At 67.9% G+C, this 23,530-nt stretch carries 25 protein-coding genes and 7 tRNA genes; 12 read left to right on the forward strand and 20 right to left on the reverse strand.

All coding sequences use genetic code 11. The features are described from left to right. Position 1 precedes the first annotated feature (1 nt). The 14 genes from ruvA to CAURIS_RS06485 all read right to left on the reverse strand — a co-directional run bounded on the left by ruvA (position 2) and on the right by CAURIS_RS06485 (position 11,751). Positions 2-607, reverse strand: a complete 606-nt coding sequence (ruvA, locus tag CAURIS_RS06420) for a Holliday junction branch migration protein RuvA (RefSeq protein ID WP_290341071.1) — start codon at positions 605-607, stop codon at positions 2-4. After that, the gene (gene ruvC, locus CAURIS_RS06425) at positions 604-1,152 is read right to left on the reverse strand and encodes a crossover junction endodeoxyribonuclease RuvC (protein WP_290341072.1); all 549 of its coding nucleotides are present in this window, start codon (positions 1,150-1,152) and stop codon (positions 604-606) included. The genes ruvA and ruvC overlap by 4 nt, the downstream gene beginning before the upstream one ends. Before the next feature lie 71 nt (positions 1,153-1,223). Further along, a complete protein-coding gene (locus tag CAURIS_RS06430) occupies positions 1,224-1,979 on the reverse strand; it encodes a YebC/PmpR family DNA-binding transcriptional regulator (protein ID WP_290341073.1) in 756 nt (251 codons plus the stop codon). 108 nt (positions 1,980-2,087) lie between these two features. Next, positions 2,088-2,954, reverse strand: coding sequence for an acyl-CoA thioesterase (locus CAURIS_RS06435; protein ID WP_290341075.1), 867 nt, complete (start codon positions 2,952-2,954; stop codon positions 2,088-2,090). Positions 2,955-3,036: 82 nt separating this feature from the next. Then, the gene (locus CAURIS_RS06440) at positions 3,037-3,489 is read right to left on the reverse strand and encodes a hypothetical protein (protein ID WP_290341076.1); all 453 of its coding nucleotides are present in this window, start codon (positions 3,487-3,489) and stop codon (positions 3,037-3,039) included. Beyond that, the gene (locus CAURIS_RS06445) at positions 3,486-4,577 is read right to left on the reverse strand and encodes a glycosyltransferase family 4 protein (protein WP_290341077.1); all 1,092 of its coding nucleotides are present in this window, start codon (positions 4,575-4,577) and stop codon (positions 3,486-3,488) included. Before CAURIS_RS06445 ends, CAURIS_RS06440 begins: the two co-directional genes overlap by 4 nt. Before the next feature lie 6 nt (positions 4,578-4,583). Next, positions 4,584-5,498 (reverse strand): phosphatidylinositol mannoside acyltransferase, encoded by a 915-nt coding sequence (locus CAURIS_RS06450; RefSeq protein ID WP_290341078.1) that lies wholly within the window; start codon positions 5,496-5,498, stop codon positions 4,584-4,586. A 16-nt stretch (positions 5,499-5,514) separates the two neighbouring features. Next, on the reverse strand, positions 5,515-6,150 hold the full coding sequence (pgsA, locus tag CAURIS_RS06455) for a phosphatidylinositol phosphate synthase (protein ID WP_290341079.1): 636 nt from the start codon (positions 6,148-6,150) through the stop codon (positions 5,515-5,517). After that, positions 6,143-6,733 carry an ATP adenylyltransferase gene (locus CAURIS_RS06460; RefSeq protein ID WP_290341080.1) on the reverse strand — a complete coding sequence of 197 codons (591 nt, stop codon included), beginning with the start codon at positions 6,731-6,733 and terminating at the stop codon, positions 6,143-6,145. The genes pgsA and CAURIS_RS06460 overlap by 8 nt, the downstream gene beginning before the upstream one ends. Next, positions 6,714-8,783 carry a threonine--tRNA ligase gene (thrS, locus tag CAURIS_RS06465; RefSeq protein ID WP_290341081.1) on the reverse strand — a complete coding sequence of 690 codons (2,070 nt, stop codon included), beginning with the start codon at positions 8,781-8,783 and terminating at the stop codon, positions 6,714-6,716. The genes CAURIS_RS06460 and thrS overlap by 20 nt, the downstream gene beginning before the upstream one ends. Before the next feature lie 110 nt (positions 8,784-8,893). Further along, the gene (locus CAURIS_RS06470) at positions 8,894-10,150 is read right to left on the reverse strand and encodes a Dyp-type peroxidase (RefSeq protein WP_290341082.1); all 1,257 of its coding nucleotides are present in this window, start codon (positions 10,148-10,150) and stop codon (positions 8,894-8,896) included. Between the two features lie 33 nt (positions 10,151-10,183). Further along, complete coding sequence (locus CAURIS_RS06475; RefSeq protein ID WP_290341083.1) at positions 10,184-10,810, reverse strand: copper chaperone PCu(A)C; 627 nt, start codon at positions 10,808-10,810, stop codon at positions 10,184-10,186. A gap of 83 nt (positions 10,811-10,893) precedes the next feature. Continuing rightward, positions 10,894-11,481 carry a copper resistance CopC family protein gene (locus CAURIS_RS06480; protein ID WP_290341084.1) on the reverse strand — a complete coding sequence of 196 codons (588 nt, stop codon included), beginning with the start codon at positions 11,479-11,481 and terminating at the stop codon, positions 10,894-10,896. A 198-nt stretch (positions 11,482-11,679) separates the two neighbouring features. Further along, positions 11,680-11,751, reverse strand: a tRNA-Val gene (locus tag CAURIS_RS06485). 248 nt (positions 11,752-11,999) lie between these two features. Between CAURIS_RS06485 and CAURIS_RS06490 the strand changes: the two genes are divergently transcribed. The 9 genes from CAURIS_RS06490 to msrB all read left to right on the forward strand — a co-directional run bounded on the left by CAURIS_RS06490 (position 12,000) and on the right by msrB (position 15,026). Then, positions 12,000-12,072: transfer RNA gene (locus tag CAURIS_RS06490), tRNA-Gly, on the forward strand. 24 nt (positions 12,073-12,096) lie between these two features. Continuing rightward, a tRNA-Val gene (locus CAURIS_RS06495) sits at positions 12,097-12,168 on the forward strand. A gap of 50 nt (positions 12,169-12,218) precedes the next feature. Then, positions 12,219-12,294 (forward strand) — tRNA-Gly (locus CAURIS_RS06500). Between the two features lie 56 nt (positions 12,295-12,350). After that, positions 12,351-12,424, forward strand: a tRNA-Cys gene (locus CAURIS_RS06505). Positions 12,425-12,440: 16 nt separating this feature from the next. Then, positions 12,441-12,512, forward strand: a tRNA-Val gene (locus tag CAURIS_RS06510). Between the two features lie 50 nt (positions 12,513-12,562). Continuing rightward, positions 12,563-12,635, forward strand: a tRNA-Gly gene (locus tag CAURIS_RS06515). Between the two features lie 54 nt (positions 12,636-12,689). Continuing rightward, positions 12,690-13,352 carry a dihydrofolate reductase family protein gene (locus CAURIS_RS06520; RefSeq protein ID WP_290341086.1) on the forward strand — a complete coding sequence of 221 codons (663 nt, stop codon included), beginning with the start codon at positions 12,690-12,692 and terminating at the stop codon, positions 13,350-13,352. Between the two features lie 29 nt (positions 13,353-13,381). Beyond that, a complete protein-coding gene (locus CAURIS_RS06525) occupies positions 13,382-14,611 on the forward strand; it encodes a glycosyltransferase family 87 protein (protein WP_290341088.1) in 1,230 nt (409 codons plus the stop codon). Continuing rightward, positions 14,604-15,026, forward strand: coding sequence for a peptide-methionine (R)-S-oxide reductase MsrB (msrB, locus tag CAURIS_RS06530; protein ID WP_290341089.1), 423 nt, complete (start codon positions 14,604-14,606; stop codon positions 15,024-15,026). Before CAURIS_RS06525 ends, msrB begins: the two co-directional genes overlap by 8 nt. 144 nt (positions 15,027-15,170) lie before the next feature. Here msrB and hemQ read toward each other — a convergent pair whose 3' ends face one another. Next, positions 15,171-15,875, reverse strand: coding sequence for a hydrogen peroxide-dependent heme synthase (gene hemQ, locus CAURIS_RS06535; RefSeq protein WP_290341091.1), 705 nt, complete (start codon positions 15,873-15,875; stop codon positions 15,171-15,173). Between the two features lie 164 nt (positions 15,876-16,039). On the opposite strand from hemQ, the gene CAURIS_RS06540 reads away from it, so the two are divergent. Then, positions 16,040-16,651, forward strand: a complete 612-nt coding sequence (locus CAURIS_RS06540) for a DUF3000 domain-containing protein (protein WP_290343340.1) — start codon at positions 16,040-16,042, stop codon at positions 16,649-16,651. 6 nt (positions 16,652-16,657) lie between these two features. Next, positions 16,658-17,839: an HRDC domain-containing protein gene (locus tag CAURIS_RS06545; RefSeq protein ID WP_290341094.1), complete on the forward strand. Its 1,182-nt coding sequence runs from the start codon at positions 16,658-16,660 to the stop codon at positions 17,837-17,839. Here the strand turns inward: CAURIS_RS06545 and dxs are convergent. From dxs to dut, 4 genes are all read right to left on the reverse strand, one after another. After that, positions 17,836-19,770 carry a 1-deoxy-D-xylulose-5-phosphate synthase gene (gene dxs, locus CAURIS_RS06550; RefSeq protein WP_290341096.1) on the reverse strand — a complete coding sequence of 645 codons (1,935 nt, stop codon included), beginning with the start codon at positions 19,768-19,770 and terminating at the stop codon, positions 17,836-17,838. The genes CAURIS_RS06545 and dxs overlap by 4 nt on opposite strands. A 135-nt stretch (positions 19,771-19,905) precedes the next feature. Continuing rightward, positions 19,906-21,177: a class I SAM-dependent RNA methyltransferase gene (locus CAURIS_RS06555; protein WP_290341098.1), complete on the reverse strand. Its 1,272-nt coding sequence runs from the start codon at positions 21,175-21,177 to the stop codon at positions 19,906-19,908. After that, positions 21,177-22,055: a DUF3710 domain-containing protein gene (locus CAURIS_RS06560; RefSeq protein WP_290341099.1), complete on the reverse strand. Its 879-nt coding sequence runs from the start codon at positions 22,053-22,055 to the stop codon at positions 21,177-21,179. The genes CAURIS_RS06555 and CAURIS_RS06560 overlap by 1 nt, the downstream gene beginning before the upstream one ends. A 106-nt stretch (positions 22,056-22,161) precedes the next feature. Next, complete coding sequence (dut, locus tag CAURIS_RS06565; RefSeq protein ID WP_290341101.1) at positions 22,162-22,641, reverse strand: dUTP diphosphatase; 480 nt, start codon at positions 22,639-22,641, stop codon at positions 22,162-22,164. A 53-nt stretch (positions 22,642-22,694) separates the two neighbouring features. Here dut and CAURIS_RS06570 point away from each other — a divergent pair, with 53 nt between their 5' ends. Continuing rightward, complete coding sequence (locus CAURIS_RS06570; protein WP_290343341.1) at positions 22,695-23,213, forward strand: DUF3093 domain-containing protein; 519 nt, start codon at positions 22,695-22,697, stop codon at positions 23,211-23,213. A gap of 6 nt (positions 23,214-23,219) precedes the next feature. On the opposite strand, the gene CAURIS_RS06575 is transcribed toward CAURIS_RS06570, so the two are convergent. Next, a complete protein-coding gene (locus CAURIS_RS06575) occupies positions 23,220-23,513 on the reverse strand; it encodes a DUF4193 domain-containing protein (protein ID WP_290341103.1) in 294 nt (97 codons plus the stop codon). Positions 23,514-23,530 lie beyond the last annotated feature (17 nt).

Genomic DNA, 23,530 nt, shown 5'->3' on the forward strand with positions numbered 1-23,530 from the left:
CCTACCGCTTGCCCAACTGGCTCAGCGCGGCGCGCAGCAGCGCGGAAGAGGGCTCGCCCGGCATGTCCTCCGCAAGCTTTTCGACGACCGGACGCGCGCCGCGTTCGGTAAACCCGAGGCCGAGAAGCGCCTCGACCACCTGCTCCGATACGAAGCTCGAACCCGCCCCCTGCTGCGCCGCGGCCCGGTCACTCGGTTGCGGCGCGTAGCCCGCGACCTTGTCCTTGAGCTCGAGTACCATGCGCTCGGCCATCTTCTTCCCCACGCCCGGAATGGACTGGATGGTCTTCGCTTCGCCCCCGGCGATGAGGCGGGCCAATTCCGCCGGTTCGAACACCGCCAGGCAGGCCAGGGCGAGCTTCGGGCCGAGGCCGCTGACCCCCTGCAGCGTGTGGAACAGCTCGCGCGCGTCGGCGTCCGCGAAACCGTAGAGCGTCACTCCGTCGTCCTTGACCACCATCGAGGTGAGCACGCGGCGCGTCTCGCCGCGCGCGAGCCGGGCCAGGGTCGGCGGCGCGGCCGAGAAGCGATACCCCACCCCGGCGCATTCGATGACAGCGTGGTCGAGGCCCACGTGGAGGACCTCACCGTAGAGCGAATCGATCATTTCGCGCTCACTCCTGTCTTCGCTGCCGCGGCGGACAGCGCGGTACTGCGGGCGATGAGCGGGGCGCGCCAGCAGTGGCACACCGCGATAGCGAGCGCGTCGGCCGCGTCGGCGGGCTTGGGGGCCTCCCCCAGCGCCAGAATACGGGTAATCATGGTGGTCATCTGCTTTTTGTCCGCGCGGCCGTTGCCCGAGATCGCCTTCTTCACCTCAGACGGCGTGTACATGTGCACCGGGATGTCGCGCTCGGCCGCGGCCAGGATCATCACGCCCACGGCGTGGGCGGTGTGCATGACAGTAGAGACGTTTCCTCGCTCGAAGATGCGCTCCATGGCGATGACGTCCGGGGCGTAGTCATCCATCCACTCCCGCACCGCCCGCGACAGGCGCAGCAGGCGTTCCGGCAGCTCGGCGCGGGCCGGGGTGCGCGCGACTCCCACCGCCACCGGCAAGACTTGGCGCCCCTTGCCCGCCTGGACGACCGAGAGCCCGCAGCGCGTCAGGCCGGGATCAATGCCCATCACCCGTAAGCCTTCCAGATCCATGCGAACGGCCCTCCGGGATCCGATATTTTTACTGACACACCTGTTCTACCACAGGGTGCCCACACGGGCTCTTACTCGTCGTCCAACTGGGCGGCGACCTCGTCGGAGATGGACATGTTCGTGTACACGTTCTGTACGTCGTCGGAGTCCTCGAGGGCGTCGATCAGCCGCTCCATCTTCTTCGCCCCGTCGAGGTCCATCTCGACCTCCACCGAAGCCCGGAAGTCCTGATCCGCGTCCTCGACCTCGATGCCTTCCGCCTTCAAAGCGTCGCGCACCGCGTGCAAATCGGTCGGAGCGCACACCACCTCGAACTCCTCCCCCCGGTCGTTGACCTCCTCGGCGCCAGCTTCGAGTACCGCCGCGAGGACGTCATCCTCGCTCAGGTCCCCCTTCTGCAGCGTGACCACGCCGACGCGGCTGAAGAGGTAGGCGACGGAGCCGGACTCGCCGAGGTTGCCGCCGTTCTTCGACATCGCCGTGCGGACCTCGGTGGCGGCGCGGTTGCGGTTATCCGTCAGGCATTCCACGAGCACAGCGACGCCGTTCGCGCCGTAGCCTTCGTACATGACCGACTCCCAGTTGGCGCCGCCGGCCTCCTCACCGGAGCCGCGCTTACGGGCGCGCTCGATGTTGTCGTTGGGAACGGAGGCGCGCTTCGCCTTCGCGATCATCGTCTCCAGGGTGGGGTTACCGGCCGGGTCGCCGCCGCCAGAGCGCGCGGCGACCTCGATGTCCTTAATCATCTTGGCGAACATCTTGGCGCGCTTGGCGTCGTTGGCAGCCTTCTTGTGCTTGGTTGTCGCCCACTTTGAGTGGCCAGCCATGAGCTACATCCCCTTTCCCTCTAACCTAAAGCCCTCCGCGGGGCCTAATTAACGGTGTTCCAGTATACGCATGGCCGCACCAGGGGCGGCGTAGCCATTACCGGCCTCCTAACGCCCAGCTTCCGCCCGGGGAACGGAGGCGGCGCCCTCGCGCAGGTCGCGGGTGAGCCCCTCCTGCATGCACACCGCGACGAGGTTGCCGGCGGAGTCGTAGATCTTGCCCTGCGTCAGCCCACGGCCGTGGTGGGCCGAAGGCGTGGACTGGTCGTACAGCAGCCAGTCGTCGGCCCGGAAGGGGCGCAAAAACCAGATCGCGTGGTCCAGGGAAGCAAGCTGCACCTGGCGGCCCGGATGCGGGATCAGGGCGGTGTAGAGCAGGGTCATGTCGGACATGTAGGCAAGCGTGCACACGTGGAAAGTGTCTTCGTCCGGGAGCGGGACCTTGGACTTGAACCAGACGAGCTGCTGACCGGAGGCGTTCTTGTCGTGCTCGAATTCCTCCGGCGGCACGAGGCGAAAATCCCAGTCCGACCACTCCGAGGACAGGCCCTGGAAGCGCTGGACCGCGCGGGCGATCTCGGGGTCGACCTCGTTCGGCGGCGGTACCTTCCGCATCGGGTCCTGGTGGTCGGGGCCGCTGTCGGTCGTGACGTGGAAGCTGGCCTGCATGGAGAAAATCACCTCGCCCTCCTGCACCGCCTCGACGGTGCGGGTGGCAAAGCTTCGCCCGTCGCGCGGGCGCGAGACCCGGTAGATCGTCTCCGAGTTGGCGGCGCCGGCGCGAAGGAAGTAACCGTGCAGGGAATGGACCCGCATGGCCTCGCCGACGGTGCGGGTCGCCGCCACGAGGGCCTGGCCCGCGACGTGGCCGCCGAAGGTGCGGACGAAGACGGTCGAGTGCATGGCCCGGCCGCGGTAGATGTTCTTGTCGATGCGCTCGAGGTCGAGTACTGCTTGGATCGCCGGTGTGCTCATGGGTTCTAACACTAGCGCCCCGCGGCGAACAGGCGAGCGGGAACGTGCCGTGGTTACGTGCCGTGGTTACGTGCTCTGGTTACTAGGCCGGGATCTCCCGCAGGTCGCAGTAGTGGGGCAGCGGCGCCGTCCCGCCGAGCCGCAGGGCACGCACAAGCGGGCGCAGCCGCAGCGCGCGCGTGTCGGCGACGGCGTCGTTGTAGAAGCGCATTGCGAGCAGCACCCGCGTATCCGCGTCGGGATCGGGGTGGTCCACGAGCTCGCGGAAGCGGTCCTCGGCGTCGAGGCGCGCGGCGAAGTTGCGGGGCCGCAACGGTATCGCCTCCACCGCCCGCGCCTGGTGCGCCAGCCCCGGCTGGTGCACGGTAGTCACGGCCAGGCGCCGGTCCAGGGCAGCCTGCAGCGCGTCGCGCGAGCGATCCACCCGGATATGGAGCCGGTCCAGGCGCTGCGCGGTCACCGTCGCCCACACCACGGCCGCCGTCACGGCGACGGCAAGCAGCACCCACAACGCGAGGACCACGGTCTCGGTCACTGCGCGATCACCTTCTCGTCGTGGGAGACCGTCTCGTAGACGGCGAGGATCCGGGTGGCCACGCTTTCCCAGTCGTAGAGCGCCGCGCGGGCAATACCGGCGTCGATGAGCCGGTTACGGCGGGCGGGGTCGTCGATAAGCAGGCGAAGCTTCCCCGCCAGTGCCGCAGGGTCCCCCACGGGAAAGAGCACGCCGGCGGGCTCCGCGGATTCCGTGTCGCACACCGCGGCGAAAGCCTCGAGGTCGCTGGCCACGACAGCGCAACCGGCCGCCATCGCCTCCACGAGCACGATGCCGAAAGACTCCCCACCCGTGTTGGGAGCGACGTAAATGTCCGCGCGCCCGAGGATGCGGGCCTTTTCCTCGTCGTCGACCCGGCCGACGAACTCCACCCCGGGCACCGAGCGTGCGCTGCCCCCTCCGATGACCGTGACGCGCACCCCGCGGCCCAGCTGGCCGAGCGCCGCAAGGAAGACGTCGAGCCCCTTGCGCGGCTCGTCGAGGCGGCCGAGGAAGACAACCTCCACGTCCTCTCCCTGGTTGCGCGGCCCCCGCGCCCGGGCGAAGCGCTTCGTGTCCACCCCGTTCGGGATGAGTACCGGGTCCGTGCCCACCTGCTCGACCTGCCAGCGCCGCGCCATCTCGCTGACCGCGATGCCGCCGCGGATCTTTTCCAGGCCGATACGCAGGGTCGGAAGAGCCGCGCGCAGGGCGAGCGAGGAGGAGGCCGAGGCGTGGTACGTGGCCACGATCGGGCCTCGAGCGACCATCAGCGCCGCCAAGGAGTAGCTCGGCGCGTTCGGCTCGTGGATGTGCAGGACGTCGAAGTTGCCCTCACCGATGAAGCGGCGGGCGCGGCGGCGCACGAGCGGGCCCACAGACAACCTGGCAACGGAGCCGTTGTAGCGCACGGGCAGCGCCCGGCCTCCGCGAGTCACCCACTCGGGCAGCTCGGCCTTCTTCGAGGCTGGCCCGAGGACGCCGACGTGGTGGCCACGCGCGCGCAGGACCACCGCTAAATCAAGGATGTGGGCTTGAACACCTCCCGGTTCGTCGAAGGAGTAGGGGCAGACAAGTCCGATGCGCACTGGCGCTCACCTCCGCCACGGAACCGGGCGGCGGAAGGGCCGGTACCTGCGGTCGGAGGGCCACATCGGCTGCAGCATGTGCCAATCCGCCGGGTGCGCGGCGATGTTGGCCGCAAACAAATCGGCGAGGCGCTGCGTTGTCTCCTCCACCGTGGTCACCTCCACCTCGGGGTCCGCCTTCAGCCCCCACTCCGGGTGTTCGTCGGTGCCTTTGAACCACGAGTGCACAGCGAACAGCGCGGCCCCCGTATCCACCGCAAGCTTCGCGGGCCCGGCGGGCATTGTCGTGTGCTCGCCGAAAAAGGTCACGGGCACACCGCGGGGAGTGAGGTCGCGCTCGCCCATCAGACAGACGATCCCGTTGTTTCTCAGCACCTCGGCCAGACGCCCGTAGGGGTGCGCGCCGCCGGTCAGCGGGAGTACCTCGAAGCCGAGGGATTCGCGGTACTCGACGAACGCCTTGTAGAGCACCTCGGGGCGCAGCCTCTCCGCGACGGTGGCGAAGGTGCCGTAGTGCTGCACCAACCACATCCCCGCCATGTCCCAGTTGCCCGAGTGCGGCAGGGCGAGGATCACCCCTCGTCCCCTTTCCAGCGCTGCGTCGACGTAGGGCCTGCCTGACACCCCGCGGCTGATTGTCTCTAGGACCTCGGGGTCCCCGGCCAGCCTGGGCAGGCGGAAGGCCTCGCGCCAGTAGCGCGCGTAGGAGCGCACCGAGTCGCGCACCAACTCGCGGGTGACGTTTTCCGGGCCGACGACCCTGCTCAGGTTGCGGCGCAGCATATCCATCCCGCGGCCGTCGTCCGAGGCGCGGTCCGCCCCGGCGTTAAACAACCCCGCGGTCACCGATTCCGGCAACGCGCCCACGACCTTCCACCCGGCGAGGTAGCCGAGGGCGGCCGCGCGTTCCGTGACATCCATGGACTGTTCCCCTTCCCTACGATCCCGCCGGTGCGGCGATCGGCTCCGCCGCGTGCTCGTCGTTCGCCGCGAGGCGAAGCCGCTGGACGACGGTAACCGCCGAGCCTACTAGGAGAATCCACAGCGCGACCTCGAGCGCGAAGGGCACACCGACGCCTTCCAGGACAAGGCCGACCACCGCGATGATGAGCCTTTCGGCGCGTTCGATCAAACCGCCCACAATGCTCAGCCCCCCCGCCTCGCCGCGGGCTTTGACGTAGCTGATCACCTGCGAAAGAACGAGGACCACAAGCGCGACGGCGACATTGAGCGGCGTTGCGTCGTCGACGTAGACCATCCACATAACGATCGCGCCGAACAGCGCCCCATCCGTGATGCGGTCGCAGCTGGCGTCCAGGGTGGCGCCGTAGGCCGTGCCCCCTCCGCTCAACCGCGCCATGGTCCCGTCCACCATGTCGAACGCCGCGAAGAAAATGCACAAAAGGGCCGCCGGCACGAGGTGGCCAAGCGGAATAAGCACCACCGAGGCCGCCACCGCCGCGGCAGTGCCGATGACGGTAGTCAGGTTCGGCGTCAGCCCGATGCGCAAAAAGGCCTTCGCCACCGGTTCGACGACCACGGAGGCGGGCTTTCTGCCGTAGACGCTAAGCATTGCCCGGCACCCCGTTCCCTTCTTCGTCGACGACTCGCTCCCACCCCTCGGCCAGCAGCGACCGGGTCTCCTTGAGCAGCTGCGGCAGCACCTTGGTACCACCGATGACCGTCATGAAGTTCGAGTCCCCCGCCCAGCGCGGCACCACGTGGAGGTGCAGGTGGTCGCCCACCGACCCGCCAGAGGCCTTACCCAAGTTGAGGCCGACGTTGATCGCCTCCGGCCGCGACACCCGCTTCAGGGTCTTCACCGCCCGCTTGGCAAAGACCATCAGCTCCGCGGTCTCCTGCTCTGTCAGCTCCTCAAGCTGCGCCACCTTCCGGTACGGCACGACCATCAGGTGGCCGGAGTTGTAGGGAAACAGGTTCAGCAGCGCGTAGACGCTTTCGCCGCGGGCGATAATCAGCCCGTCCTCGTCGCTTCCCCGGGGGGCCTCGAGAAAGGGATCGGCAGGCTTATCGACGCCCTCCCCCGGCGTCGAGGTGATATAGCTCTGCCGGTACGGAGCCCAAAGCCGCTCGAGGCGGTCCGGCTCCCCCACTCCGCTGTCGACGTAATGTCCGTTATCCTCGGCGGGCTGCAAGGCTTTCCTCACTTGGCTGGTCGTTGACCTTCTCGCGCACCCAGGCGTCGATAAGCTCGATGGCCTCCGCGACGGGGACCCCGTTGACCTGGGATCCGTCTAGGAAGCGGAAGCTCACGGCCCCGGCTTCGACGTCGCGCGCACCGGCGAGGAGCATGAACGGAATCTTGCCGGTGGTGTGCGTGCGGATCTTCTTCTGCATGCGGTCGTCCGACTGGTCCACTTCGGCGCGCAGGCCGCGCGCCCGCAACTGCGCGCACACCTGCTCCAGGTGCGGGGCAAAATCGTCCGCGACCGGGATGCCCACCACCTGGTGCGGGGCCAGCCACGCCGGGAAGGCGCCCGCGTAGTGCTCGAGGAGCACACCGAAGAAGCGCTCGATGGAGCCAAAGAGCGCGCGGTGGATCATGACGGGGCGCTTCTTCGTGCCGTCGGGCGCCGTGTATTCCAGGTCGAAGCGCTCGGGCAGGTTGAAGTCGAGCTGCACGGTGGACATCTGCCAGGTCCGCCCGATCGCGTCGCGCGCCTGCACCGAGATCTTCGGGCCGTAGAAGGCCGCGCCGGCCGGGTCGGGCACCAGCTCGAGGCCGGACCTTTCCGCCACGCTTTGCAGGATGTCCGTCGAACGCTGCCAGACCTCGTCGTCGCCGATGTACTTCTCCGGGTCCTTGGTGGAGAGCTCGAGGTAGAAGTCGTCGAGGCCGTAGTCCTGCAGCAGCGAGATCACGAACTCGAGCACGCGGGTCAGCTCATCTTCCAGCTGGTCCTCGGTGCAGTAAATGTGGGCGTCGTCCTGCGTGAAGCCGCGGGCGCGGGTAAGGCCGTGGACGACGCCGGACTTTTCGTAGCGGTAGACGGTGCCGAACTCGAACAGGCGCAGCGGCAGCTCGCGGTAGGAGCGGCCGCGGGAGTCGAAGATGAGGTTGTGCATGGGGCAGTTCATCGGCTTGACGTAGTAGTCGACGGCCTGCTTGGTCACGTTGCCGTCCTCGTCCACCTCTCCGTCGAGCTTCATCGCGGGGAACATGCCCTCGGCGTACCAGTCGAGGTGACCCGACTTCTCAAACAGCTCGCCCTTGGTCACGTGGGGGGTGGTCACGAAGGAGTAGCCGGCCTCGATGTGGCGGGCACGCGAGTGCTCCTCCATGGCCATGCGCACCGTTGCGCCGTTCGGGTGGAACACGGGCAGGCCCGAACCAATCTCGTCCGGGAAGGAAAACAGGTCCAGCTCGTTGCCCAGGCGCCGGTGATCGCGCTTTTCCGCCTCCGCGATCATGGTCATGTACTCGTCGAGCTTCTCCGCAGACTCCCACGCGGTGCCGTAGATGCGCTGCAGGCCGGCATTGTTCTGATCGCCGCGCCAGTACGCCGCCGAGGACCGCGTCAGCGCGAAGGCAGGGATGTACCTGGTGGTGGGCACGTGCGGGCCGCGGCACAAATCGCTCCACTCCACCTCGCCGGTGCGCGGGTTGACGTTGTCGTAGTGCGTCAGCTCCCCGGCCCCGACCTCCGTCGCCTCGTCCGAGTTCGGGTCAACGTTGCCCTTGTCCTCCACGAGCTCGAGCTTGTAGGGCTCAGTGGCGAGCGCGTGTGCGGCCTCCTCCTGGGAGGCGTACACGCCGCGCACGAACTTCTGACCCTGCTTGATGATCTTCTTCATCCGTTTTTCCAGGGCCTTCAGGTCCTCCGGGGTGAAGGGCTCTGCCACGTCGAAGTCGTAGTAGAAGCCATCGTTGATGGCCGGGCCGATGCCGAGCTTCGTACCGGGAAACTCCGCCTGCACCGCCTGGGCCAAAACGTGGGCGCAGGAGTGGCGGATCACGGAGCGGCCCAGCTCGGACGAGGCCGCGACCGGCAGGAATGTGCCTGCCGCGTCCGGCACGTGGGCGAGGTCCCGCAGCGTTCCCTCGGCGTCCTGGACAGCGACGACGGCGTCTGGGCCCTTGTTCGGCAGATCCAGTTCGCGCATCGCCGCCCCGACGGCTGTACCCGCGGGGACCTCGAAGGGCTCGTACTGTACTACGGGTGCTACGGCTGCCTCGCTGGCCATCAGGTGCGCTCCTTTGAGCTCGCGGTGTGCGACATACCCGGCCGCACACCTTGGTCGAAAAAACGGTGTCCATCACCCGCCCCGCATCCGGGGCAGAGACACGGGCAATCCTACCCGGCGGCGCCCAGCAGAACAGTCTCGCCCCAGAACGAGTCGCGCCCACTGCCGGGCTGCGCCCCTTCCTGCGTCCCGGGGGGCACCCAGTAGACGGCGGAACCGATGTGGGTGGTCCACGTGTTCAACCGGTCCGATTCGTCGAGGCGCTCCAGCACGGGGGTGAACTGCACGTCCGGGTCCTTCTGGAAGGTGGTGAAGATCAGCCCCGCGTTGGACAGCTGGCCCGAGCCAGGCTCGGGCGGGAGGTTGTAGTTGTACGGGCGGCGCTTGAAGCGCTGCTCTGGGTGGTCCGCGGGGGCCATGGCGCGGGCCATGTGCGAGTTCTTGTCGATCACGGGCAGCCCGTATTCGTCGCGGGCGTCCATGTCGGGCGCGGCGAACTCGCCTCCGCCGGTCAGCGGTGAGCCGTCGTCAAGCGACCTACCCACCGCGACCTCGCGCGATGTGCGATCGAGCTCCTCCCACGTGTCGAGGTTCATGGCGATGCGCCGCACCACCATGGCCGTACTGCCAGTAAACCCGGTAGGGCCGTCGATCCAGACCTGCTCCGCGAATTCGCTCTCTTCCCGCGGGTTGACCGTGCCGTCGACTTGGCCGAACAGGTTGCGCGGCGTCTGCCCCTTCGGGATCGCACCGTAGGCGTTCATAAACCCCTGCTGCACCCAGGCGGTGTCGACGTAATCCATGCCTGCGCGCGTCATGTGGCGCAAAGCCCAGGCCGCCATGACCGGATCATCCGCACAGATCTGCAGCACCAGGTCCGTCTGCCCCCACTCGGGCCGCAGCGTGTCGCGCGTCAGAGCGGGCAAGTCGTGCAGCCACGCGGGCTTCGCCCCCGGCGCGGCAATATCGAACAGACGCTCGCCGAACCCGGCGGTGATGGTCAGGTTGGCGGGCCACTCGTTCATCTCGGGCTCGAGGCTGCCCAGCGGTGCACGCCCCGAGCACAGCGCCCGCGCGTCCTCCGTCCACAGCCGCATGAGCCTGACAGCGCCCTTCGCGTCCACGGCCGGCTTGAGGTTAAACCCGACGAGGTTAATGCAGGCCTGCGTCGGCGTCGCAATCCCCGCCTGGTGCTCCCCGTCGAAGGGGACCAGCGCGCCAGTGAGCGGCTCGTCGTTGTCCTCCGAATTACTGGGGGCACCGGCCGCGTCGCGCGCGCAGCCAGCGAGGGGCCCGGTAGCCGCCACCGCCGCGCTGCCCGCGAGGAAGCGGCGCCGCGATACTGGCGACGCCCCGAACTTACGCATCTTTAGCTCTTCGCCTCCCGCTCCACTACCGCGCTAGTGGCCGGCGTGATCGTGGCCGGCGTGATCGTGGCCGGCGTGATCGTCGTAGTCCTCGTAGCCCGGGATGAGGGTACGCACAGCGACGCCCGGCAGCTCGATCGTGTTCCCGTCGGCGGTCTCCAACGTGATGTCGACGGTCTCGCCGGCCGGGATTTCCGGCTCATAGTCCATGATCATCAGGTGCTCGCCGCCAGGAGCGAGCTCAAAGGCCCCGTTGGCGGGGACGACGAAGCCACCCTCAACCGGACGCATGACTCCGTCGACCGTCTCGTGGAGTTCGTAGTGCGCCTCCCCGAGCGAGGTGGTGAAGCCCGTGATGGTGATGTCCTCGTCGGTGGTGTTGTGCAGGATGCCGAAGACACTGGTCATCGTCGCATCCGGCTCGGTCTTCGCGCGCACCGTACCGTTTTCCAGCTGGATGTCGCCCGTGCCCACCGTAGCCGCAGCCGGGGCTTGTTCGGCAGTGGTCTCTTCCGTGGTTTCCTCCGCGGTGCTCTCCGTCGGCGTTGCGGCCGCGGGGGAGGTTGCGTTGTCCTCGGCCCCCTCTTCTTCGTTGGAGCAGGCGGCCAGGGTCGTGGCGGCAACGATGGCGGCGAAACCCGCTGCGATGCGCTTGTTCATGGTGTTCTTTCCTCCTGGTGAGGCCCTGCCGGGCCCTCACCCGTTGTTGGTCGGGACGGAAACTGGGGCCTTAGACGTGACGGTCAGCCCTCAAACTCATCGCCGGAGTCCTGCTGCTTCCTCCGCTTGGCCAAAACTGCGATTGCCGCTCCAGCGATTGCGAGAACGCCCAGGGACGCAACCAGCAGGCGCATGTTGCGCGAGCCGGCGGCCTCCTCCTCTTCCGTTTCTTCCGCGGCCGGCGCGGCCGCGGCTGCCGCCGTCGCGTCCGGCTGGTAGGTGAAGGTGGTCATGCCCTTCGCCGCGTGGCCGTCCGAGGAGATGATCTGGAAACCAATCTTGTAGTTTCCGGGCTCCTCCGGAAGGTCATCGGGCAGCTCCAGGGTGACGTTATGGCCATCGAGGACGGGTTCACCGGTGTGGAGAACCTCCTCGGTGTCAGCGTTCGACAGCGCGAGAGTGTTGAAGCCCTCCTGGATCTGCCCGGAAAACGTCAGCGTGAGTTCGTCGGGGAACTCACTCACAACGTCCCCGTCGGCCGGCGACCCGCCCACCACAGAGTCGTGGGCTGCCGCCCACGGGGCAAGCGGCGCGGCTAGTGCTCCTGCCGCCACGACACTCGCCACTGCCATGCGGCGCGCGGACGCGGTGCGGGAGGGGACGCGGTTCATTATTGAGCTCCTTCGACGATGAGTTCGGGCGGGCAGCCACACACACGGCGCAGCACCCAGCGTGAGAGTTGTCGTATGCCCTCCGAGGATAGTTCCCATCAACTTTTGGACATAGGACGCAGATCTCAGTCCGGGCAGCGGTTGCCGGAAAACGAAAAACCCGCTCGAGTCGTGCAACATCGAGCGGGCTATGTTCCGTGGTCCTAGCTGGGTTCGAACCAGCGACCTTTCCGGTGTGAACGGAACGCTCTTCCACTGAGCCATAGGACCTGTGCTGCTCTGGAACTTTACACGGCCCCGCGGCTTGGGACTAATCCGCAGGCAGCAGACCCTTTTTTACCCGCACAGCGCCGGTCACGGCACCCCGGAAGAACACCGCTGTGATTCCTAGCCCGGCACACGGACCTTTTTAGAGCCCTGACCTTCCGATTTGTAATCCGCGGCGGGCAGAGGATAATGTTTAGTCTCGCACAAAGCAGCAACCGCCCGTAGGCGCGGGACTGCCGCACAGTGCAGGTGCGGATGTAGCGCAGTTGGTAGCGCATCACCTTGCCAAGGTGAGGGTCGCGAGTTCGAGTCTCGTCATCCGCTCCGGGCTCGCACGAGCCCGCGCTTGCGCGTTTAGCTCAGCGGGAGAGCGCTTCCCTGACACGGAAGAGGTCACTGGTTCAATCCCAGTATCGCGCACAGAGGGTCACACCTCGCTGCAACACGAGTGTCGCAGCAACCAAGTGAGTGCGGATGTAGCGCAGTTGGTAGCGCATCACCTTGCCAAGGTGAGGGTCGCGAGTTCGAGTCTCGTCATCCGCTCCAAGTACATGGCGGCGGTCCCCGACCGCCGGGGCCGGGTACTTTGGAGGTAACTCCACGGTGGATTGGTCGAGTGGTTAGGCAACGGTCTGCAAAACCGTGTACACGGGTTCGATTCCCGTATCCACCTCCAAGCCATCAGGCTGCCTGCGCGATTAGCTCAGCGGGAGAGCGCTTCCCTGACACGGAAGAGGTCACTGGTTCAATCCCAGTATCGCGCACAGAGGGTCACACCTCGCTGCAACACGAGTGTCGCAGCAACCACGTGAGTGCGGATGTAGCGCAGTTGGTAGCGCATCACCTTGCCAAGGTGAGGGTCGCGAGTTCGAGTCTCGTCATCCGCTCAGTCCCTACCAGCCCCGAGTCTGATCCAGGCTCGGGGCTGTTAGCGTTGGGCCATGGACATCGCCTCACTCATCGGCCCGACTCTGCCCGCCGACCAACCGGAGCTTCGGGCAGTCACCGCCACCACCCTTTTCGGTTCCTTCACCCGAAGCGGCACCTCCGGGGCGCTCGGCAACGAGACTGACCAGGCGCTGCTTCTCGGCGTGCGCGAGTGGGCCGACTGCGTCCTCGTCGGCGCCGGCACCATCCGCGCCGAGGGGTACGGGGCATCCGCCACCCCGACCGTCGTTGTGAGCGCTTCGCTCGACCTCGACACGTCGAGCCCCCTGTTCGAGGGCACCGTCGCCGTCGCCACGCCCTCGCATTCGCTTCTCGACGCCTCCCTCGCGCCCCGGCGAGACGCCCTCCGCGCTGTCGGGGCCCGCCTTCTTTCCACCGGATCCGGCTCCGCCCCCGAAATCGTCGAGGCCGCGCGCCACCTGGGCTACTCGCGGATCTCCTGCGAGGGAGGGCCCTCCCTTTACTCCGGCCTTCTCGCGGCCGATCTCGTGGACGTACTGCACCTCACCATCGATCCCTCGCTTAGCGCGGCGGACGGACCGGCGGGGCTGCGCTTCGACAGTGACTCCGCCGCCGTGCGCCGCTTCGCCTTGGAGGCGGCCGAGGTGGGCCCGGATTCGATGCTGTTTTGCCGCTACCGCAGGGCGCGGCCCTGAATGTCCAGCACCCCCGGTACGGTGAAAACGTGACAACGAGCCGACTCGAGACAATCTGGACCGCCCCGGCCCCGCCTCCCACCGCAGCCCCGGCCCGGCGTGCCCTCATCGCCGGTAACGCCGCCGCGTGGCCCATCGCGGTGCTCCTGGTCATCCACCGCCTCGTCGTGCTGGCGTGGGCTGGGTCGGTCACAGACGACTTCACCACTGTGTGGGCCGCCGCCCGCCGCTTCGTCGAGCGCGTGCCCGTCTACAACGAGATCTACCATCACGTCGACCCGCACTACCTGTACAGCCCGGGAGCTACCCTCCTACTGTCGCCGCTGGGCCTATCTCCCAGCCCCGATGCGGTCCGGCCTCTGTTCGTGCTCGCCAACGCCGCGGCTGTCGTCTTCGCCCTCGCCTGGTTGACCCGCATGGCCGGCTTCCGGCTGACCCACCCCGTCTTCCCGGTGGCGCTCGCGCTCGGCTTTGCGACGGAATCCGTGACCAACACCCTCGTCTTCGCAAACATCAACGGCGTGCTTCTTCTGGGGCTGGTGGCATTCCTCTGGGCCCTTCTCACCGAAAGGCAGTGGGCCGCCGGCATCGTTCTCGGCCTGTGCATCTTGATCAAACCGATGTTCGCCCCGCTGCTCCTCCTGCCCGCGCTGCGCATTCAGTGGCGGGCGCTCGGCGCCGGAATCGCCGTGCCGCTGATATTTAACGCCGTGGCGTGGCCGCTCACCCCCGGGGCTGGCGACTACGTGGACCGTCTGCTGCCTTATCTGGGGCAGACGCGCGACTACGCCAACTCCTCGCTCGCCGGTTTCGCCGTCTACTTTGGCGCACCCGGATGGCTGCACGCGATTCTTTTTATTCTTCTCGCCGCCGCCGTCGTCGTCGCAGTTGTCGCCCTCTCCCGCTTCCGATGGACTGCGGGGTGGATGTGGGCGTCGACAAGCGCGGGTGTCCTTATCGCAGGTGTCTGCCTTTTGTCCTCGCTCGGGCAGGCGTACTACTCGATGATGCTGTTTCCTGCGATCTTCACCGTGCTGGGTCGGAGCAGCCCCCTCCATGCCCCGGCGACGTGGGTGGGAATTATCCTGTGCCTATCTCCGTTGCGCTGGGAGAGCCCGCGGTTCCCCGACGTGGGGGCCTGGCTGGGCACATTCCTACCCACAGCCGGGTGGGCAATCTTCATACTTTCCGTCGCGGCGTGGGCTGCAGCCGCAGCCTTCGTGCGCGAAACCGACACAGAAAGGGCGGCTCATGCTTGACCCCTCGAACTTTAAGGACTACACCGACACGCAGTGGCGCGAAAAGCTCACGCCTGAGGAGTACCACGTCCTGCGCGAGGCCGGCACCGAGCGCCCCGGGATTGGTGAGTACACCAACACCACCACCGAGGGCATCTACCGCTGCCGCGCCTGCAACGCCGAACTGTTCCGTTCCACCGAGAAGTTCCCCTCGCACTGCGGCTGGCCGACGTTTTTCACCCCCCTCGCCGGCGACGCTGTCATCGAGCGCGAGGACCGCTCCTTCGGCATGGTGCGCACCGAGGTTCTGTGCGCGAACTGCCACTCCCACCTCGGCCACGTCTTCGCCGGGGAGGGCTACGACACCCCCACCGACCTGCGCTACTGCATCAACTCGATCTCCCTGACGCTGGAGGAGAAGCCGGTCGAGGACTAGGCGCTCTTCCTGGGGCCCCGACACTTCCCGGGGTGACGCGCCCAGTTGCCACTGCGGTCGACCATGGTCGACCGCAACGCACCGCTACGCCCTACGACGCCCAGGCTAAGTCGCTTTGGGGGGGGGCCGAGCAGACGCACCCGCCTACGGCAGTACCGCGATGACCTCACTGATGTCGGCGACCCGGCGGCCGGTCTGGAAGGGCACCTCTTCGCGGACGTGCAGGCGGGCCTCCGTGTAGCGCATCTTGTGCATCAGGTCCTCGATGCGCGCCAGGTCGGCGGCTTCGAAGGCGAGCATCCACTCGTAATCGCCGAGGGCGAAGGACGCGACGGTGTTGGCGCGCACGTCTCCGTGGTCGGCGGCGGCGCGGCCGTGCTCTGCAAGGATGCGGCGGCGATCCTCCGGGGGCAGGATGTACCAGTCGTAGGAGCGCACGAAGGGGTAGACGGTGATCCACTCCTGGGGCTCCTCGCCCATAATGAAGGCTGGCAGGTGGGCCTTGTTGAACTCCGCCGGCCGGTGCAGGCCATTGCCGATCCACCCGAGCTCGACCAGTTGCCCCAGGGTGGTTTCCCGGCGGAAGTCCGCCAGCGCCTTCTGGATCTGCTCGAAGTTCTCGGCGTGCCACCAGATCATGAAGTCGGACTCGGGGCGGGTTCCCGTGACGTCGTAAATGCCGCGGACGGTAACGTCTCCGGCAGCTTCGAGCTCCGCAAAGAAGCGCTGTGCCTGGGCGGTGATCTCGGAGCGATCGGTGCCGAGCGCCCCCGGGATCGCCCGGAAAGTCACCCACTGGGTGTAGCGCTGCACCTTGTTCAGTGCGTCGTAGTCGATGTCTTTAGCCATGGAAGCCAACCTTTCCCACCCCGCGGGGTGTATCAAACTAAAGTCTGATTCCACCTTACTCCCCGGCCTGCCCCCCACACGGCGCGCCTCCCCCGGCACCCTGGGTCGGGTGGGTTACCGTGAACGGCGTGACACATTCCGACACCTCCTCCCCCAACCCCGGGCTGACCGCGGCCCCGGGGGATAGCGGCCCGGGCCAGGCCACCCCGGCGGAGTTCACTGCCGCCGCGGAATCGATGCACGCGGCGCAGCTGCGTCCCGAGATCACCCTCGGGGAGATCCGCCCGCCGCAGCGCCCGGCCCCGTTTAGCCACGCTGTCGGCCTCGAGGTCGACAGGGAGGCCAACAAGGCCGCCCGCACAAGTGTGCCCACGGATTCAGAGGGCGACGCCTTCGGGCGCCTCATTCTGCTGCACTCCCCCGGATCCGAGGAGGCTTGGGAGGGGTCGATGCGTTTGGTCGCCTACATCCAGGCCGACATGGACGATGCCGTGGCCTCCGACCCGCTTTTGCCGGACGTCGCGTGGCAATGGCTCACGGAGTCGCTTGCGGAGGCAGGCGCCGGGCACACGAACCTCGGCGGGACGGTAACGTCAACCGCGTCGGTGCGCTACGGGGAGATTGGGGGCCCGCCGCGCGCCTACCAGCTGGAGATGCGCGCCTCCTGGACCGCCGAGGGCATCGACCTCACCGGCCATGTCGAGGCCTTCGCCGCCGTGCTGGCCCACGTGGCGGGCTTGCCGCCAGAGGACGTCACCGAGCTCAAGGCACGTTAAACGCGCGTGCCCGACTACGAGCTTGTCGCCGAGCCGCATGCTTATCGACGCGCCGCCAGCGCCCTTTCCCGGGGACGCGGCCCATTCGCCCTCGACACGGAGCGCGCCTCGGCCTACCGCTACGACGACCGCGCCTTTTTGGTGCAGGTGCACCGCCGCGACGCGGGAACCTTCCTGATTGCCCCGGAGGGCCACCGCGACGCCGTCCGCGACATCTTCGCGCCCGTTATCAGCGGCGGCGACTGGATTCTCCACGCTGCGGGCGAAGATCTACCCAGCCTGGCCGCCCTTGGCCTGACACCCGGCTCCCTCTTCGACACCGAACTCGCCGCGCGTATCGGCGGTTTTTCCCACCCGAACCTGGCCGCGATGGTCGAACGTTTTGTGGGAGTGAGCTTGGAGAAGGGCCACGGCCGCGAGGACTGGTCGACGGTGCCGCTTCCACGTGCGTGGCAGGACTACGCGGCGCTTGACGTCATCTACCTCAACGAACTCGCCGAGGCCCAGGCGGTCTACCTCGACGATCGCGGCCTGCTCGGCTACGCCGAGGAGGAGTTCGCGGACATTGTCGCGCGCCCCGCGCCCGGCCCGAAGACGTGGCGGGACGCCAAAGGGGTCTCCGCCTTACGCAGCCGGGCCGAACTGCAGGTGGCTCGCGCCCTGTGGCAGGCGCGTGACGCGCACGGCCGCGCCACCGACACCGCCCCCGGCGCCGTGCTGCCAAATCGCGTGCTCATCGAGCTGGCGCGCACCCAGCCCCGCTCCGCCGCGGAGACCGCCCGCACCCGGGGCTTTCCCCGGCGCCGCCGCGGGGCCGCCGAGGCATGGTCGCGTGTCATCGGCTCCGCGCTTGATCAGGACCCGCACACGTGGCCAGAGCGGGCTGCCACGGCGCCGGGGAAAACGCCGGGGAAGCGATCGTGGCGGGAGCTCCACCCAGAGTCGTGGGCGGCGCTGGACGCGGCACGCGCGGCCGTGGGCGACGTCGCCGCCGAGCTCGGAATGGCCCCGGAAACGCTGTTGCAGCCAGCAATTATGCGCGAGGTCGTATGGGCCGCCACGCACAATCCCGGCGGCAACGGCACACACGAGATCGCTGGCGAGCTACGTGGCCGCGGGGCGCGCAGCTGGCAGGCGCACTACACCGCCGCCCCCATCGCCGCAGCACTGCGCTCCGCTGGCTTCTAGGGCCGCGGGCCCCTGCGCTCCAGAAGTTCGTCGGCCCAGCCACGGATCGCGCGCCCGGCTGAGTCCGCGTCGAGGCCGTATTCTTCCAGCACCTCGCTCCGGGAGCCGTGCGCCGGAAACAGGTCTGGAAACGCCAGGCGGCGCACCGGCGTGTCCACCTCCGCCGCGCTGAGTGCCTCGGCGACAGCAGAACCCACGCCACCTCGGACCACGCCGTCCTCGAAGACGACCACCACGTCTGCCTCTGCGGCACGCTCAACGATCTCGGGGTTAACCGGGACCACCCAGCGCGGGTCCACGACCGTGAGGGCCACCGGTCCCTCCCGGAAGTCAGCGGCAAGTTCGACGGCCGGTGCAGCGCAGCTTCCGACGGCGATGAGAAGGACGTCCGCGGGGGCGTCGTCAAGCGATTGCTCGGGCGTGATCAGGATGTCGAGGCCGCCGGGGGTCCTTTCGAGCGCGTCAATGTCGGCGCCAACGCTGCCTTTGGGGAAGCGGACGACGGTTGGGGCGTTGTCGACCGCGATCGCCTCGCGGAACTCCTCGCGCAGCCGCGCCGGGTCGCGCGGCGCCGCAACCCGGATGCCCGGGACGATCGAGGTGAGCGCCAGGTCCCAAACGCCGTTGTGGCTCGCCCCGTCGGAGCCTGTGACTCCGGAGCGGTCGAGTACGAGCGTGACCGGCTGCTCGAGCAGCCCAACGTCCATGAGCAGCTGGTCGAAGGCGCGGTTGAGGAAGGTCGAGTAGATGGCCACAACTGGGTGCAGCCCGCCCAGCGCCATGCCGGCCGCGGATGTGAGCGCGTGCTGCTCCGCAATGCCGACGTCAAAAAAGCGCTCCGGGAACTTCTCCCCGAAGGGGGCAAGACCCGTCGGCCCGGCCATGGCCGCGGTGATCGCCACGATGTCGTCGCGTTCGTGCGCCGCGCGCAGAAGCTCCTCGGAAAATACCGACGTCCACCCCGGCGCCGTGGCCTTCAGCGCCTCCCCCGTCACTGGGTCGATCGCCCCGGTCGAGTGCATCTGATCCGCCTGGTTGTTCACCGCCGGCGCGAAGCCGTGGCCCTTCTCCGTGACCACGTGGACGATGATCGGGCCGTCGTAGCCGTGGGCGTAGCTGAGCGCGCTGGTCAGGGCTTTCAGGTCGTGCCCTTCAACTGGGCCGACGTATTTCATGCCCAGGTCGGCGAACATTTCGGTGGGCAGCACCTGGTGCTTCACGCCCTCCTTGAGCGCGTGAAGGGCATCGAAGGTGCGCTCGCCCACCCAGCCGAGCGACTTGAGCGTGCGCTTGCCGGACTCCATCACCTCGTCGTAGCCCGGCTGAATGCGGATCGCAGCGAGCTGGCTGCGCAGGTTGGACAGGCTGTTGGCGATTCCGCCGATCGTTGGCGAGTAGGAGCGCCCGTTGTCGTTGACAACGATGACGACGTTGCGGTCACCGTCAGCGATGTTGTTCAGCGCCTCCCAACACATCCCGCCGGTCAACGCGCCGTCGCCGACGACGGCCACCACGTTGTTGTGTCCGAGCCCGGCGAGGCGCTTCGCCTTCGACAACCCGTCGGCATAAGACAACGCCGCCGAGGCGTGGGAGGATTCGGTCCAGTCGTGCTCGGACTCGCTGCGGCTAGTGTAGCCCGACAGCCCGCCCTTTTGACGCAGAGTGTCAAACTGTCCGGAGCGGCCGGTGAGGATCTTGTGCACGTAGGACTGGTGCGAGGTGTCGAAGATGATCGGCTCACTCGGCGAGTCGAACACGTAGTGCAGCGCCATGGTCAACTCGACCACGCCGAGGTTGGGGCCGAGGTGGCCGCCGGTGGCCGAGACCTTCTCGATGAGCAGCACCCGGATCTCTTCGGCCAACTCGCGCAGCTCGGCGAGCGAGAGGGCCTTCAGGTCCGCCGGCGACTCGATCGTGTCTAACAGTCTCACCGTACCTCCGCACTCCTTCGACAACATTGCGGGCGACAACATTGCGGGCGACAACATTGCGGGCGACAACACAGCGGGGCGGGGCCCACTACGCGCCCGTAGCCCCAGTTCGTGCGATATTACACGCCAGTCACCTCAGCCACGATTCAGCCACGATTCGTCCCGCCCAGCCGGTTCGAGGCAGGCAATAGCTTCGAAGTGATGGGTGCCGGGGAAAGCGTCGATGAGCTCCATGCGGGTGACCCGGTAACCGCTTTGCCCCCACGTGGCCAGGTCGCGGGCGAAGGTGGCGGGATCACAGCCGACGTGGATGACCCGCGCCGGGGCAGCCGCGGCAATTCCGCTCACCACCTTTTCCCCAGCCCCGGCGCGCGGCGGGTCGAGGACGACAAGCCCCGGCGCGGGCAGCCCCGGCAACGCTTCGTCGACGCGACGGGCGTGCCGCGTCACGTCGCTTCCTGCCATACCCGGCTGGGGCTGCGCCGCCGCCGGGGAGTAGTCGACGGTGTCCACGCTCCCGCCGCCGAGGGCCCGGACGATGGAGGGGGCGAACAAGCCGACCCCGCCGTAGAGGTCCCAGCCTACGCGGCGTTCGTACTCGCCCGCACCCCATGTTTCGACAATCCTCGTGTACGCCTCCGGCGCCGCAACGTGGGCCTGCCAGAAGGCCGTGGCCGGGAAACGGAACTCGCGCCCCGCGGCGCGCTCGGTGACCGTCCCACTGCCCTCAACGACGGTCTCGATGCGCTCTACCCGGCGACCGCGTTGCGCCCGTTTCGTCTCTACAACATGGCGCAGCCCATCCGCGTCGACGGCGGCGACGACCTCGGCGCCCGGGGTGAACCGTCGTGCGCCCTCGCCGACTATGCCTTCCAGCAACCCTGGGGCCACCTGCGCGCAGGCCACCGAGGTCACCAGCTCGTTCGACCGCGTCTTGCGCACACCCGCTCGCCCGCTCGAGTCCACGCCTAGGCGGACCCTGGTGCGCCACCCGAGCGCCGGTTCGAGGGCGCGCTGTTCCATCCGCGCGGCGGCGTCGAAACCGTCGAGCACACCGGAGCGCCGCGACAGTGCTCCGAGCTGGCCGAGCAGCACCTCGCGCTTGAGCTCTGCCTGGGAGCCCGGTGCCACGTGGCTGTAATCGCAGCACCCGGCCCCGCGCGCAGCCGCGGGGCAGGCAGGGGCGGCGCGCATGGGCGAGGGCTGCTCCACCGCCTCAAGTTCAGCGCGTGCCCACCGCTTCTTTACCTTCGCCACCCGCGCCCGCACGCGATCGCCGGGCAGCGCGCCCCCCACGAAGACGACGCGCCCGTCCGGCGCAGCGCCCAGGGCCTCCCCGCCGTGGGCCATCCCGGTGAGCTCGACGTCTAGGACGTCGCCGGGGGTCAGGTCACCGTCCAGGGGCATCACTGGGCGCCGTTGTTGCGGTTATCAGCGAGCCTTTGCAGTGCCTCTGCCAAGGCGTTCGGGTTCGGCGCCACGCCGGGCTGCTGTCCGCCCTGCTGCTGGGCCCGCTGGTGCGCCTCGCGCTGCCGGACGGCCTGCTGCACCTGTGCCGCGAGCTGCTTGGGCAGCACCACCGGCAGAGAGTTGCCAGCCAGGATCGGGTTGTTGCCCCGGTAGATGAAGCTGCGCGCCGCCATGTCCCGGCCGAGCGCGGTCAGCTCGTCCTCTTTGCCTTTGGGGGCAGCGAGAGTGAGGCGGTAGAGCCAACGCGGCCCCTCGATCCCGATAATGCGGATCACGCCGTTCGCACCCGTGCCCACGATTTCGCGGCCCCAGGGGCCAGGTTCAAAGGTGGCGGGCATGCCCTCGGCGCGCATCCCCTCGATAATTTCCGCGGAGGAGGATTCCCACAGCCCGCCGGTGCGCGGCGCAGCGAAGGCGACCGGGGTCGCGCGCCCGAAGCGGGTGACGATGTGGACCATCTTCGGGCCCGCCTCCCCCATTTCCACCTGCACCTGGGACTCCTTGGGCAAGGGGATGCGCACCGACGACAAGTCCAGCGTGGCCTGCGAAAAATCACTGAAGTCGAAGTCTTCGATCTTGACCGAGTCGCCGTCGAAAGGCCCGGTAGAGCCGTTGATCGCGTCGTGGGCGATGACAACGGGGCCGCCCTCCGCCTCGGTGGGCGCGGTCTCGGCGCTTTCTTCAACAGGCTGAGCGGCCTCCTGCTCAGGCGCCGGCACCCCGCTCGCCTCAGCGTTCCCGGCGCCCCCAGCATTTTCGGCGTGCCCCGCCTTGTCAGCTTTCCCAGCGTGCTTACCAAACGGCCACAGTGCCATTTCGCAGTCCCCTTCCCGGACGCGCCCGCGCCCGCGCAGATTCAATCGTGTTCTTCTCAAGTCTGTCCCCTCCGACTCTAACGTTTCGGACCGGAAGGGCCCAGGGTCAGTGCGTGCCCGTAGAGCCGTAGCCCCCGGCCCCGCGCTCGGTCGCATCGAGGGCGTCGACCTCCTCGAAGTCCACCAGCTCGACACGTTGGACGACTAGCTGGGCGATACGCATGCCGCGCGTGATCTCGATCGGCGTATCCCGGTCGGTGTTGAGCAGGCACACCTTGATCTCGCCACGGTACTGCGAATCGACGGTGCCGGGCGTGTTCACAATGCTCAACCCGTGCTTGGCCGCGAGGCCCGAGCGCGGGTGGATCAGCCCCACTGTGCCCATCGGCAGGGCTATCGCGATCCCGGTGGGTACGAGGGCGCGCTGCCCTGGCTGCAGGGTGAGGCTCTCCGCCGAGTACAGGTCCGCCCCGGCGTCGCCGGTGTGGGCGCGCTGCGGAAGCGGGAGGTCTTTGTCGAGGCGCACAATGCGCACGGGAGGTACGGGGCGCACAGGGGGCACGGGCGGATAGTCATCGTGGTTCACCCCGCCTACCCTACGGCACGAACCAGGTAGCCTGAACTAAAGTTTGACCCGTGATGGATAACACTGCGACCGAAGCAGACGGCACCTCCGCCGGAAGCACCGTGCCACGCGTCCTCTACCGCGAGCGTCAGTGGGTTCCGTGGTACATGTGGCTCGCGGGCGCGGCCCTCGTGCTCATCTTGTCGGGGCAGTTCGCCCTGAACCGCAACGTGTGGTGGTTCGTGATTCCGCTGGTGGCCATGGGCGCCCTCGTCGGTTGGTTCCTCATGTGGCTGTCTCGCACGGAGGTCCGCGTGGAGCAGGAGGCGGACGGCACCCGCTGGCTGCTTGTCGACGGCGCGAACCTCCCCGCCTCCGTCGTCTCGCGTTCTATGGCGGTTCCCGCCTCGGCGCGCCGCAACGCGCTCGGACGGCAGCTCGATCCCGCTGCCTTCCTGGTCACCCACGGCTGGGTCAAGGAGCACGCCCTGCTCGTCCTCGACGACCCGGAGGATCCGACGCCCTACTGGCTCATCGCCTCGAAAAACCCCGCCGCCCTGCTCGACGCCTTCGTGCCGGGCCAGCGCAGCTAGGGCACGTTACTCGCAGTCAAGGCAGATCTTGCTGCCGTCGGGCTCGGTGTAGGCCAGGCGCGACTTCTTCTGTACCAAGAAGCACGATGCGCAGGTGAACTCGTTGTCCTGGCGCGGCACGACGGTGACGTTAAGCTCTTCGCCGGACAGATCCTGGGTGGGAATATCGAAGGAGTCGACGATCTCGCCGTCTTCGTCCATGCTCGAGCCCGCTGCCTCGGCGGCCTTCAGGCCTTCGAGCGAGTCCGTTTCAATCTCGTCTTCCACTCGACGCCGGGGGGCGTCGTAGTCGGTAGCCATCTGATTCTCCTTCGCAC

Source organism: Corynebacterium auris, assembly GCF_030408575.1.
Lineage (GTDB): Bacteria > Actinomycetota > Actinomycetes > Mycobacteriales > Mycobacteriaceae > Corynebacterium > Corynebacterium auris.